Annotated in this window: 10 protein-coding genes and 1 riboswitch; of the genes, 4 read left to right on the top strand and 6 right to left on the bottom strand. The window is 68.1% G+C overall.

Annotated elements, in window-relative coordinates; all coding sequences use genetic code 11:
• Positions 1–32: 32 nt before the first annotated feature.
• Together recA and ASG75_RS00775 are read right to left on the bottom strand one after the other, a co-directional pair.
• Positions 33–1,070 (bottom strand): recombinase RecA, encoded by a 1,038-nt coding sequence (recA, locus tag ASG75_RS00780; RefSeq protein ID WP_056384821.1) that lies wholly within the window; start codon positions 1,068–1,070, stop codon positions 33–35.
• Between the two features lie 150 nt (positions 1,071–1,220).
• Entirely contained in the window at positions 1,221–1,730 is a 510-nt protein-coding gene (locus ASG75_RS00775; protein WP_056384820.1) for a CinA family protein, read from the bottom strand.
• A gap of 90 nt (positions 1,731–1,820) precedes the next feature.
• Between ASG75_RS00775 and mutS the strand changes: the two genes are divergently transcribed.
• Together mutS and ASG75_RS00765 are read left to right on the top strand one after the other, a co-directional pair.
• Positions 1,821–4,397, top strand: coding sequence for a DNA mismatch repair protein MutS (gene mutS / locus ASG75_RS00770; RefSeq protein ID WP_056384817.1), 2,577 nt, complete (start codon positions 1,821–1,823; stop codon positions 4,395–4,397).
• A 190-nt stretch (positions 4,398–4,587) separates the two neighbouring features.
• The gene (locus ASG75_RS00765) at positions 4,588–6,030 is read left to right on the top strand and encodes a catalase (RefSeq protein WP_056384814.1); all 1,443 of its coding nucleotides are present in this window, start codon (positions 4,588–4,590) and stop codon (positions 6,028–6,030) included.
• A 9-nt stretch (positions 6,031–6,039) separates the two neighbouring features.
• On the opposite strand, the gene ASG75_RS00760 is transcribed toward ASG75_RS00765, so the two are convergent.
• From ASG75_RS00760 to ASG75_RS00745, 4 genes are all read right to left on the bottom strand, one after another.
• Positions 6,040–6,699 (bottom strand): response regulator, encoded by a 660-nt coding sequence (locus tag ASG75_RS00760; protein WP_056384813.1) that lies wholly within the window; start codon positions 6,697–6,699, stop codon positions 6,040–6,042.
• A 98-nt stretch (positions 6,700–6,797) separates the two neighbouring features.
• Entirely contained in the window at positions 6,798–7,196 is a 399-nt protein-coding gene (locus ASG75_RS00755) for an RNA-binding S4 domain-containing protein (protein ID WP_056384811.1), read from the bottom strand.
• A 34-nt stretch (positions 7,197–7,230) separates the two neighbouring features.
• Positions 7,231–7,818, bottom strand: a complete 588-nt coding sequence (locus tag ASG75_RS00750; protein ID WP_056384810.1) for a response regulator — start codon at positions 7,816–7,818, stop codon at positions 7,231–7,233.
• 70 nt (positions 7,819–7,888) lie between these two features.
• Complete coding sequence (locus ASG75_RS00745) at positions 7,889–8,782, bottom strand: AEC family transporter (protein WP_056386898.1); 894 nt, start codon at positions 8,780–8,782, stop codon at positions 7,889–7,891.
• Between the two features lie 141 nt (positions 8,783–8,923).
• Here ASG75_RS00745 and ASG75_RS00740 point away from each other — a divergent pair, with 141 nt between their 5' ends.
• Together ASG75_RS00740 and ASG75_RS00735 are read left to right on the top strand one after the other, a co-directional pair.
• Positions 8,924–10,060: a phosphotransferase gene (locus ASG75_RS00740; protein WP_056384808.1), complete on the top strand. Its 1,137-nt coding sequence runs from the start codon at positions 8,924–8,926 to the stop codon at positions 10,058–10,060.
• A 32-nt stretch (positions 10,061–10,092) separates the two neighbouring features.
• A riboswitch (TPP riboswitch) is annotated at positions 10,093–10,188 on the top strand.
• A 55-nt stretch (positions 10,189–10,243) separates the two neighbouring features.
• Positions 10,244–12,427, top strand: coding sequence for a TonB-dependent siderophore receptor (locus tag ASG75_RS00735; protein WP_056384804.1), 2,184 nt, complete (start codon positions 10,244–10,246; stop codon positions 12,425–12,427).
• Position 12,428 lies beyond the last annotated feature (1 nt).

Genomic DNA, 12,428 nt, shown 5'->3' with positions numbered 1-12,428 from the left:
GTCTTCCGCCGGGGAACGCCAACGATCACCGCTCAGACTTCCTCGAGCGCCTCTTCCGGCGCGGCAGGGGCCGGCTTGCCGACCGGCACCAGCAGGCGCTCGCGCAGCTGCTTGTCGATCTCGTTGGCGATCGCCGGGTTGTCGCGCAGGAACTGGCGCACGTTCTCCTTGCCCTGGCCGATGCGGTCGCCGTTGTAGCTGTACCAGGCGCCGGACTTGTCGATCAGGTTCTGCGCCACGCCCAGTTCGATGATCTCGCCCTCACGCGAGGTGCCCTCGCCGTACAGGATTTCGAACTCGCACTGGCGGAACGGCGGCGCCACCTTGTTCTTGACCACCTTGACGCGGGTTTCCGAGCCGATGATCTCGTCGCCCTTCTTCACCGCGCCGATGCGGCGGATGTCCAGGCGAACCGAGGCGTAGAACTTCAGCGCGTTGCCGCCGGTGGTGGTCTCGGGGCTGCCGAACATCACGCCGATCTTCATGCGGATCTGGTTGATGAAGATCACCAGGGTGCCGGACTTCTTGATGTTGGCGGTGAGCTTGCGCAGCGCCTGGCTCATCAGGCGGGCGTGCAGGCCGACATGGGAGTCGCCCATCTCGCCCTCGATTTCCGCCTTCGGGGTCAGCGCGGCGACCGAGTCGACCACGACCATGTCCACCGCGCCCGAGCGCACCAGCATGTCGGCGATTTCCAGCGCCTGCTCGCCGGTGTCCGGCTGCGACACCAGCAGGTCGTCGACCTTGACGCCGAGCTTTTCCGCGTAGGTTGGATCGAGCGCATGCTCGGCGTCGATGAACGCGGCGGTGCCGCCGGCGCGCTGGCAGCTGGCGATCGCCTGCAGCGTCATGGTGGTCTTGCCGGACGACTCCGGCCCGTAGATCTCGACCACGCGGCCGCGCGGCAAGCCGCCGACGCCGAGCGCGATGTCCAGCCCCAGCGAACCGGTGGACACCGTCTCGATCGCCTCGTTCACACGATCGCCCATGCGCATGATCGCGCCCTTGCCAAACTGCTTTTCGATCTGGCCGAGGGCGGAAGTGAGCGCCTTGCGCTTGTTGTCATCCATCGTCTGTATTCCGGTTGGGCTGTGAATGGGTTGCATGATGCCCGGATCGAATCTCACCGGCTGCGATCACGCTGGCGCGATCGCGGACGATCGGCACTGACGCGGCCAGTATCCCACACCGGTCAAGCCGGTCTGGCGGCAGACGGCGCGTCATTCCGTCAGCGTTCTACGCAAACCGATGAGCGCCGCCGCCACGGTCTGCCGCCGCACCGCCTCGCGGTCGCCCGGAAAGTGGAACAACTGCGCATGGCCATAGCCGCCACGGCGCTTCCAGCCGATCCAGACCGTGCCGACCGGTTTGTCCGGGGTGCCACCCGATGGCCCGGCGATGCCGGTCACCGCCACCGCCACGCCGGCGCCAAAGCGCGCCAGCGCGCCGGACACCATTTCCAGCACGGTTTCCTCACTGACTGCGCCGGTGTGCTCCAGCGTGCGCGGGTTGACCCCGAGCAGCGCCTCCTTCGCCTCGTAGCTGTAGGTCACCACGCCGGCATCGAACCAGGCCGAGCTGCCCGGCAGGTCGGTCAGCGTCTTGGCGATCCAGCCACCGCTGCAGGACTCGGCCGTCACCAGCATCAGCCGGCAGCGTTGCACCTCGTCGGCCACCTCGCCGGCCAGTGCCAGCAACTCGGCATCGGTAGGAACAGACGACAACTCCATGCGAGACTCCCGAACTTGAACGAAACTTTGCGCCACGCGCAGAGGCACCGTTCTACCTGTTCCGCGCGACCACGCCAAGACTTGCATTGCATGAACCAAGACGATCTCACCAAGCACACCCCGTTCATGCGGCAGTACCTGTCGGCCAAGGCCGAGCACCCGGACGTGCTGCTGTTCTTCCGCATGGGCGATTTCTACGAGCTGTTCTACGACGACGCGCGCAAGGCGGCGCGACTGCTCGACATCACCCTGACCCAGCGCGGGCAGTCGGGCGGCGCGCCGATCTCGATGGCCGGCGTGCCGTATCACGCGGTGGAAAACTACCTGGCGCGGCTGGTGCGCCTCGGCGAATCGGTGGCGATCTGCGAGCAGATGGGCGACCCGGCGCTGGCCAAGGGCATCGTCGAACGCAAGGTGGTGCGCATCGTCACCCCCGGCACGGTGACCGACGCGGCGCTGCTGGAGGAACGCCGCGACAACCTGCTGCTGGCGATCGCCGCCGGGGCGCATGGCGCGTACGGGCTGGCCTGGGTCGACCTCAGCAGCGGCCGCTTCCTGCTCACCGAAATACCGAACGCCGAGGCGTTGGCCGCCGAGCTGGCACGGCTGCAGCCGGCCGAGACCCTGATCGGCGAGGACGTGGCGTGGCCGAAACTGGTTAGCACCCTGCCCGGCCTGCGCAAGCGGCCGCCATGGCACTTCGACAGCGATGCCGCAAAACGCGAACTGAACCGCTTCTTCGGCACCCGCGACCTTGGCGGCTTCGGCGTGGACAAGTTGCCGCTGGCCGTCGCCGCCGCCGGCTGCCTGCTCGGCTACGTCGAGGAAACCCAGAAAAGCGCGCTGCCGCACCTCACCGGCATGGCGGTGGAAAGCGCCAGCGAGACGATCGCGCTGGACGCGGCCACGCGCCGCAACCTGGAACTGGATACCCACCCCAGCGGCCGCACCGAACACACCCTGCTCGGCGTGCTCGACGAAACCGTGACGCCGATGGGCGCGCGAGCGTTGCGCCGCTGGCTGACCCGGCCGCTGCGTTCGCGCGAGCTGCTGCGCCAGCGCCACCAGGCGATCGGTACGCTGATCGACAGCCGCCGTTACGACAGCCTGCGCGAACAGCTGCGCGGCATCGGCGACCTCGAACGCATCCTCGCCCGCGTGGCGCTGCGCTCGGCGCGCCCGCGCGACCTGTCCACCTTGCGCGACGGCCTTGCCGCGGCGCCCATGTTGCGCGAACAGATCGCCACGCTGGACAGCCCGCTGCTGCACGCCCTGGTCGAACGCATCGGCGACCACGCGGACAGCGCCGCCCTGCTCGCCCGCGCCGTGGTCGAACAACCGCCGGTATTGCAGCGCGACGGCGGCGTGATCGCCGACGGCTACGACGCCGAACTCGACGAGCTGCGCCGCCTGTCCACCCACGCCGACCAGTACCTGGTCGAGCTGGAGGAACGCGAGAAGGCCTCCTCCGGCATCACGACGCTGAAGGTCGGCTACAACCGCGTGCACGGCTACTACATCGAGATCACCAAGGCGCAGTCGGACAAGGCGCCCACGCATTACACGCGCCGGCAGACGACGAAGAACGCCGAGCGCTACATCACCGAGGAACTGAAGGCATTCGAGGACAAGGTGCTGTCGGCGAAGGAACGCTCGCTGATGCGCGAACGCGCGCTGTACGAGGCGCTGCTCGACACGCTGACCGAAAAACTCGAACCGCTGAAAACCGCCGCCGCCGCGATGGCCGAGCTGGACGTGCTGGCCACCCTGGCCGAGCGCGCCGAGGCACTGGACTGGAGCGCCCCGCAGCTCACCGACGAACCCGGCATCGCGATCGAACGCGGCCGCCATCCGGTGGTCGAGAAAGTCCGCGACGAGCCGTTCGAGCCGAACGACCTGAAGCTCGACGACACCCGCCGCATGCTGGTGATCACCGGCCCGAACATGGGCGGCAAGTCCACCTACATGCGCCAGAACGCGCTGATCGTGCTGCTCGCGCACATCGGCAGCTACGTGCCGGCGGCGAGCGCGGTGATCGGCCCGATCGACCGCATCTTCACCCGCATCGGCGCCGGCGACGACCTCTCGCGCGGCCAGTCCACCTTCATGGTGGAAATGAGCGAGACGGCGAACATCCTGCACAACGCCACCGCCGACAGCCTGGTGCTGATGGACGAGGTCGGCCGCGGCACCAGCACCTACGACGGCCTGTCGCTGGCCCGCGCCGCCGCCGTGCACCTGGCGCGCAGCAGCCGCGCCTACACGCTGTTCGCCACCCACTATTTCGAGCTCACCGAACTGGCCAACGAGTTCGCGGCGATCGCCAATGTGCACCTGGACGCCGTCGAATACGGCGAGCAACTGGTGTTCATGCACGCGGTGAAGGAAGGCCCGGCCAACCGCAGCTTCGGCCTGCAGGTAGCGGCGCTGGCCGGTTTGCCGAAATCGGTGATCGCCGATGCGAGGCGCACCCTGGCCGAACTCGAGCGCGGCATGCACCAGCACGCCAGCACATCCGCGCCGGCCGCCGATGCCTCGCCACAACTGGGCCTGTTCGCCCCGGCGCAACCCTCCGCCGCCGAACGCGCGCTGGAACAGATCGACCCGGACGCACTGACCCCGCGCGAGGCGCTGGAAGCGCTGTACCGCCTGAAACAGCTGGGCTGACCACGACGGCAACCGACGTTGCCGCTACCACGTTGCGCTAACACCCCATCGGCGATGCTGACCTGTCGAGCCCGGCCGCGGCCGTCTCAACCATAGACATGGGCTATGGTCTACATCAGAACATTCGAATTCCGCTTATCGCCACGCCTGCGTACATTGGCCGAACACCCAAGCCCCACAGGAGCCCACCATGAGCCAGGACCGCAAGACCCTGACCACCGACGCCGGTGCACCGCTGGCCGACAACCAGAACAGCCTCACCGCCGGCCCGCGCGGCCCGCTACTGGTGCAGGACGTCGCGCTGTTCGAGAAGCACGCGCACTTCAACCGCGAGCGCATCCCCGAGCGCGTGGTACATGCGAAGGCCTCCGCCGCGTTCGGCACGCTCACCATCACCCACGACATCACGAAATACACTCGCGCCAAAGTGTTCAAGCCGGGGGAGCAGACGCCGATGCTGGCGCGTTTTTCTACCGTGGCCGGCGAGCGCGGCGCGGCGGATGCCGAGCGCGACGTGCGCGGCTTCGCGCTGAAGTTCTATACCGGGGAAGGCAACTGGGATCTGGTCGGCAACAACACGCCGGTGTTCTTCATCCGTGACCCGTACAAGTTCCCCGACTTCATCCACACGCAGAAGCGCGACCCGCGCAGCAACATGCGCAATCCGACCGCGATGTGGGACTACTGGTCGCTGTCGCCCGAGTCGCTGCACCAGGTGACCACGCTGATGAGCGATCGCGGCATCCCCGCCACGCTGCGCCACATGCACGGCTTCGGCAGCCACACCTACAGTTTCTGGAACGAGGCCGGCGAGCGTTACTGGGTGAAGTTCCACTTCAAGACCCGGCAAGGCATCAGGAACCTCACCAATGCCGAAGCGGCGACGCTGATCGGCAACGACCGCGAATCGCACCAGCGCGACCTGTACGAGGCGATCGAGCGCAAGGATTTCCCGCAGTGGACGCTGTACGTGCAAGTGATGCCCGAGGCCGACGCGGAGAACACCTGGTACAACCCGTTCGACCTGACCAAGGTATGGCCGCACAAGGACTACCCGCTGATCGAGGTCGGCGTGATGGAACTGAACCGCAACCCGGACAACTACTTCGCCCAGGTCGAGCAGTCCAGCTTCTCACCCGCCAACGTGGTGCCCGGCATCGGCTTCTCGCCGGACAAAGTGCTGCAGTTCCGCCTGTTCTCCTACGCCGATGCGGCGCGTTACCGGCTCGGCGCGAACCACGACCAGCTGCCGGTGAACCAGCCGCGCTGCCCGGTGCACAACTACGCACGCGACGGGTCGATGTGCTACGGCGACAACGGCGGCGGCAGCGTGAACTACGAGCCGAACTCGTTCGGCGGCCCGGTCGAGGACCCCTCGGTGAAGGAGCCGCCGCTGCGGATCTCCGGCGACGCCGATCGCTACGACCACCGCGCCGACAACGACGATTACCGGCAACCCGGCGACCTGTTTCGTTTGATGAGCGATGCGCAGAAGCAGCAGTTGTTCGACAACATCGCCGCGGCGATGCAGGGCGTACCGGAGGAAATCATCCGCCGTCAGCTCGGCCACTTCGCCAAGGCCGACCCGGCCTATGCGGCAGGCGTAGCCAAGGTGCTGGGGTTGGCGATCTAACCCGAACCGTCAGCCGATGCCGTGAACCACCTGCAAGGTGGCTTGCGGCATCGCGACCGCGCCGGTCAGGTGCGGCGTGGCATCCGCATCGGGCATCGCGATATCCGGAATGTCGGCCAGGTCGTCGGCCGACAATTCCTCGGCCGACAGCACCGGCGGCGACGCCAGTTCGACCGGCTCCGGCGGCAACCGGCCGGCCAGCCGCCCTGACTGCACCAGCTGGCCGATGCGCAGATACACCTCGTCGCGGTCGAAGGGCTTTTGCATGAAATCGTCGGCACCGAAGCGCTGCACGTAGAACTGCTCGGTCGCCTGCGGGTTGCCGCTGATCATCACGATCGGGATGCCCCGGGTCAGCGGGTCGTGGCGCAGCGCGCGCAACACCGCAAACCCGTTCATGCCCGGCATCACGATGTCCAGGAAGATCAGCTCCGGCTGCTCGCTGCGGGCCAGCTCGATCGCATCCTTGCCCTCGGTGGCCTTGAGCACGGCGTAACCGTCCTGGCGCAGCATCTTGCCGAGCACGGCGCAGATCGTGGGCGAATCGTCGACCACCAGCATGCGCGCGCCCAGCGCCGCCTGCGGCTCCACCCGATGCTCGACGGCTGCGTGGTTGCCCAGCAGGCGTTTGAAAAAACCGATGCCATTCATCAGCGCGTGCCCGTCCATGCAAGCCTCCCGGCTCTGTGGGATGACGCGGCGGCGCCAAGCCCGTGGATTTACATGGATATTCCCGCAGATCTGGCCGGTATTCTGCGATGTACTGCTCAGCGCGCATCCTTGAGCCGTCGCAATTCGCGCCGTGCCTGCTTATCCGGCCGCTTCAGCGGGCCGCTCGCGCCAACCAGCCGATGCTGTTCACGCACCGCTTCGCGGGCGGCACGGCTGGCGTCGGTCTCGCGGTACAGCGTCTGCGCCGCGCTGGCCGGACCGCGTTTGTCGGACAGCACCAGCAGCTCGACTTCCAGCCGCTCCTCGCCGCGGCTGATCTTCAGGCGGTCGCCGACGTGCAGTGCCTTGGCCGGCTTGCAGCCCATGTCGTTGACGTCGACGCGGCCGCCGTCGATCGCCTGCCGGGCCAGGCTGCGCGTCTTGAAGAAACGCGCCGCCCACAGCCATACGTCGGCGCGGGTATCGGTCGTCGGGTGGGTGGGCGGCTTGTTCATCGCGGGGATTATCGCGCCCCCGCGAACGCGGTACTCATGCCTGCCCGGTGGGCGGCACGATCAGGTCCTGCGGATCCGGCATCGCGATGTCGGGGATGGCGGCGTGTTCGGCGGCGGTGTGTTCGGGCTCGGCCGGCAACGATTCCTCCGCCGTGCGCTGGCGCACCACCAGTCGGCCGCGGCGCGTGAGGTGTTCGATGCGCGCGAACACTTCACTGCGGCCGAACGGCTTCTTCATGAAATCGTCCGCGCCGAAACGCTGCACGTAGAACTGCTCGGTCGCCTGCAGGTTGCCGCTGATCATCACGATCGGGATGTCCCGGGTCAGCAGGTCGTGGCGCAGGGCGCGCAATACCGCGAAGCCGCTCATGCCGGGCATCACGATGTCGAGGAAGACCAGGTCGGGGCGTTCCGTGCGCGCGATTTCCAGCGCGCTTTCGCCATCGGCCGCCTTCAGCACCACGTGACCGTTCTGCGCCAGCATCTTGCCGAGCACGGCGCGGATGGTGGCCGAGTCGTCCACCACCAGGATGCAGGCTTCCTTCGGCTCGCCGCTGCGGGGCACCGCACGGCGCTCGCCGTGATCGCCGAACATGCGCTTGATCAGATCGAAACCTGCCATGACACGAGCTCCCCCTGCCCATGAGATTCCGCCGCTAGTCTCGGTGTAGCGCAGACCGGACGCAAGCTGCTCAAGCACCCAGCAGCAGGTTGCCCAGCGGGATGGTGAGCAGCGACAGCACGATGCCGGCGCCGAGCACGGTGTTCGCCAAGGCCGGTTCCAGTCCGTACTCGTCGGCCAGGATCGTCGCCGACACCATCGGCGCCATCGCTGCCTGCAACACGCCGACGGTGAGCACCAGCCCGTCGACACCGGCGGCCGCGCCCACCGCCCAGCACAGCAACGGCGCCAGCAGCAGCTTCCAGCCCAGTCCCCAGCTGGCTGCGCCGAGTTGCCGCTGACCCGGATGGAACTTGAACTGCAAGCCGACCGAGAACAGCGCCAGCGGCGTCAGCGTGGCGCCGATCGGTGCGAACACGCCATTCAACAGCTCGGACCAGCCGCCGCACAGGCCGGCGACGATGCCCACCACCAAGGCGATGAAAGCCGGAAACGTGACGATGCGCCGGACGATCAGACGCGGCTGCAGCGTGCGCCCCGAATAGACCGAAGCCACCACGATGCCGGCCGACGCCAGCACCGGAAACGCACCGATCTGATCGGCCACCACCGCCAGCGCCAGACCCGCCTTGCCGTGCAGGGCCTCGATCATCGGATAGCCCATGTACGCCGTATTGCCCAGCCCGCAAACCAGGGTCAGCGCCCCCGTGCGCTGCCGCGACCAGCCCAGCCGCGGCCCGAGCAGGCCGAACAGCAGCCACGCGCCGCCGAAGGTGAGCCACATCGCCGCCACCAAAAACCACAGCTGCGGATCGAACTTCACCTTCGGGATCAGTTCCAGCACCAGCGCCGGCAACGCCACATTGAGCACCCACCAGTTGATGCCCGGCACGATTCCCGCCGGCGGTTTCGCATAGCGCGCCACCAGGGTGCCGAGGATCAGGCAGACGAACAGCAGCAACATCGCACTCATGGAACGGGGCCACGGGGAAAGTCGGCCATTATAGGGATGGCACGCCGTGTACCGATGGCGGCCGCACGTGACGCCTTGTCCTTTCGGGGATAATCCACGGCCTGCCCTGCCTGCGGATATCTCGCCATCTCCATGAACGACCCGCTCCACCTCGCCCACGGGCTGGCCGGCGACAACACGCCGCCGGACTGGCCGCCGCTGACCGCCGGCGAGGTCGAGATGCTGCTACGCGGCTACCCGGCGCTCGGCGCCCCGGCCCGCCTCGACTGGCACAGCCCGCGCCCGCTGTCGGCCGCCTGCCTGGTCGAGACGGAGCACACCACCGTCTTCGTCAAGCGCCATCACTGCAGCGTGCGCTCGGCCGCCACGCTCGCCGAGGAGCATCGCTTCATCGCACACCTGCGCGACCGCGGCATGCCGATCCCGGCGGTGCTGCGCGACGCGCACGGGCAGACCGCAGTGGCATCCGGCGACTGGGTCTACGAAGTGCACGAACGAGCCGCCGGCATCGACTTGTATCGCGAGGCGATCTCGTGGGAGCCGCTGCCGAACCACGCGCACGCGCTCACCGCCGGGCGCATGCTGGCCGCGCTGCACGACGCGGCGACGGACTACCGCGCGCCCCAGCGCGACACCCACATCCTGGTCGCGCGCAGCGAGCTGATCGCGGCGCCCGATCCCGTCGCCGCGCTGCGCGCGCAACTGCCGCAGCGCCCAGGCCTGGCCGACTACCTGCGTGATCGGGACTGGCCGAACGACTTCGCCGAACTGCTCGCCCCGTGGCACGCCGCCGCCCAGCCACAGCTGGCGCAGCAGGCGCGGTTGTGGACGCACGGCGACTGGCACGTCTCCAACCTGTGCTGGAACGGCGGCGACAGCGACGTGCGGATCAGCGCCGTGCTCGACTTCGGCCTCGCCGCCGCCAACTTCGCGCTGTTCGACCTCGCCACCGCAATCGAACGCAACGCGATCGCCTGGCTGGCGCTCGACAGCGGCGCCAACGCCGCCCACCCCGACATCGCCCGCACCCTGATCGAAGGCTACCGCCGGCAACGTGCGCTGAAGGCGGCCGACCTGCACCTGCTGGCGGACCTGCTGCCACTGGTGCACGTGGATTTCGCGTTGTCCGAGGTGGAGTACTACCACGCCATCACGCACTCGCGTGCGAACGCCGACGTGGCCTACGGCACCTTCCTGTGCGGTCACGCCGCGTGGTTCCGCACGCCGGCCGGCCACGCCATGCTGCAGGCCATCCGCGAGCTCGCCTGACCACGCCGCGGCGATTCGTGGTTCAATAGACGTTCTTGAAGCGGGGGTGCCCGGCGTTGCCGGGCTGAGAGAGTCCCTTGGAACCTGACCCGGTTAGTACCGGCGTAGGGAGCTTGCAGATCCGGCATGTCCTCGCGACAGCCGGGTCGCCGTCGCTTCGTCCGTACTCCCTTGACGACGACGATGACGATGCCACTTCCCCGCACTCCCCTGATCCTTGCCCTGCTCGCGGCCATGGCGCCCGTCCATGCCGGCGACACCAGCAGCGAACCGCAAGCCACGCGGCTGGCGCCGGTGCACGTACAGGCCGACAGCACCAAGGGCTACCACGCCGACAACTCGCAGTTGGACACCTTCGGCAGCTTCGGCAACGCGCCGCTGCAGGACACGCCCGCCGCGATCACGGTGATCACCCGCGACCAGATCGACGACCGCCAGCCGCGCACCCTGAGCGAACTGGCGCGCGCCGACGCCGCGCTGGGCGACAGCTACGCGCCGGTCGGCTACTACCAGGACATCGCGATCCGCGGTTATGCGCTGGATCCGGCTACCGGCTTTCGGTTCAACGAAATGAGCATGGCCGGCGAACAGCTGCAGCCGCTGGAAGACAAAGAGCGCGTGGAAATCCTCAAGGGCCTCGGCGGTCTCGAAGCGGGCGTGGTCGCGCCGGGCGGGCTGATCAACTACGTCAGCAAGCGCCCGGCCGACGTGCACAGCGCCACCGTCGGCACCGACTCGCACGGTTCACGTTACCTCGCGATGGATGTCGGCGCCTGGCTGACGCCCACCTTCGGTGTGCGCGTGAATGCCGCCCACGAGGACATGAACTCCTATGTGCGGCACACCGATGGCCGCCGCACGTTCCTCTCGCTGGCCGCCGACTGGAAGATCAATTCGAACGCCACGCTGCGGCTGGACACCAATTACCAGACCAGCGGGCAGCGCTCGGTCTCCGGCTACCAGCTGCTCGGTGGCAGCATGATTCCGGCGCATCCCAGCCGCAGCCGCATGCTCGGCTTCGAGCCGTGGCAGCGGCCGGTGGGCATCGACGCCAGCAACAGCACGCTGCGCTTCGACTACCGCTTCAGCGACCGATGGAGCGCGCAATTGTCGGCCGGCCACAGCCATGTCGTGATCGACGACAACGTGGCGTTCGCCTACGGCTGCTTCTACTCGCCGGCCTGCGCCAGCGGCGCCACACCCGGCTGGTTCTTCGCGCCGAACGGCGACTACGATGTCTACGACTACCGCAGCCCCGACGACACCCGCGTCAACGACGAGGCACGTGCCGTATTGAAGGGCTCGTTCGACACCGGCCCGCTCAACCACGAAGTCAGCCTCGGCGCCAGCGCGTTCCGCCGCACCATCGACCGCCGCCCCTACGTCTACGACTACGTCGGCACCGCCAATATCGACGAAGTCGATCCGCCCTACTTCGCGCCTTCGCCGAACCAGCCCGGACTGTCGGCACGCCGGCTGACCAGTTGGCAGCATTCGATGTTCGCGCTGGACCGCGTGCACCTCGGCCCGCAGTGGCAGGTACTGCTCGGCGGCCGCTTCGTGCGCCTGCACGAGCGCGCCTACGACGACACCGGCGCACCCGAACGCGACACCCGCCTCGGCAAGGCGCTGCCGCAGGCCGCCGTGCTGTGGCAGCCCACCACGCAACTGACCACCTACGTCAGCTACAGCGAAAACCTGTCGCTGGGCAACGAAGCGCCGTACTGGACCTCCAACGGCGGCACCACGCTGGCCCCGCTGCTGGCGCGCCAGGCCGAAGCCGGCGTGAAGTACGCCTGGAGCGACGCGCTGAGCCTTTCGGCCGCGCTGTACCGTCTCCGCCAGCCGTACCAGTTCGCCCAGCCGGACAGCACCGCCGAGGGCTTCACCTTCGTGCAGCAGGGCAACGAGGTGCACAGCGGACTGGAACTCAACGCCGCCGGCCAGGTCACCGACAACCTGCGCCTCACCGCCAGCCTCAACCTGATCCAGGCGCGCGCCGAGAGCACCGGCGCCCCGGCCTACGAAGGCCACCAGGTGGTCAACGTGCCGCGCCTGCGCAGCGCGTTGTATGTCGACTACCGCCTGCCGTTCGCACCCCGGCTCGGTCTGCTCGGCGGCTGGCGCTACGCCAGCCCCAACGTGGCCACGCCGAACGGTCTGACCCGCGTGCCGGCGTACCACGTGTTCGACGCCGGCCTGCGTTACGCCAGCCAGTGGAACGGCCATGCGCTGACCTGGCGGCTCAGCGTCGACAACGTGTTCAACCGCTTCTACTGGCGTGACACCGGCAGCTCCGGCGGCGACAGCTACCTGTTCCCGGGCGCACCGCGGCTGGCCCGGCTCTCGCTGACCGTCGCGTTCTGAG

The sequence above is a fragment of the Rhodanobacter sp. Soil772 genome (assembly GCF_001428385.1).
GTDB lineage: Bacteria > Pseudomonadota > Gammaproteobacteria > Xanthomonadales > Rhodanobacteraceae > Rhodanobacter.
This window is presented reverse-complemented; position numbering and strand designations above follow the sequence as displayed.

What these genes read in the sequence shown, in the direction of transcription:
- recA (WP_056384821.1), bottom strand. Translation starts at nt 1,070, where the DNA reads ATGGATGACAACAAGCGCAAGGCGCTCACTTCCGCCCTCGGCCAGATC.
- ASG75_RS00775 (WP_056384820.1), bottom strand. Translation starts at nt 1,730, where the DNA reads ATGGAGTTGTCGTCTGTTCCTACCGATGCCGAGTTGCTGGCACTGGCC.
- mutS (WP_056384817.1), top strand. Translation starts at nt 1,821, where the DNA reads ATGAACCAAGACGATCTCACCAAGCACACCCCGTTCATGCGGCAGTAC.
- ASG75_RS00765 (WP_056384814.1), top strand. Translation starts at nt 4,588, where the DNA reads ATGAGCCAGGACCGCAAGACCCTGACCACCGACGCCGGTGCACCGCTG.
- ASG75_RS00760 (WP_056384813.1), bottom strand. Translation starts at nt 6,699, where the DNA reads ATGGACGGGCACGCGCTGATGAATGGCATCGGTTTTTTCAAACGCCTG.
- ASG75_RS00755 (WP_056384811.1), bottom strand. Translation starts at nt 7,196, where the DNA reads ATGAACAAGCCGCCCACCCACCCGACGACCGATACCCGCGCCGACGTA.
- ASG75_RS00750 (WP_056384810.1), bottom strand. Translation starts at nt 7,818, where the DNA reads ATGGCAGGTTTCGATCTGATCAAGCGCATGTTCGGCGATCACGGCGAG.
- ASG75_RS00745 (WP_056386898.1), bottom strand. Translation starts at nt 8,782, where the DNA reads ATGTTGCTGCTGTTCGTCTGCCTGATCCTCGGCACCCTGGTGGCGCGC.
- ASG75_RS00740 (WP_056384808.1), top strand. Translation starts at nt 8,924, where the DNA reads ATGAACGACCCGCTCCACCTCGCCCACGGGCTGGCCGGCGACAACACG.
- ASG75_RS00735 (WP_056384804.1), top strand. Translation starts at nt 10,244, where the DNA reads ATGACGATGCCACTTCCCCGCACTCCCCTGATCCTTGCCCTGCTCGCG.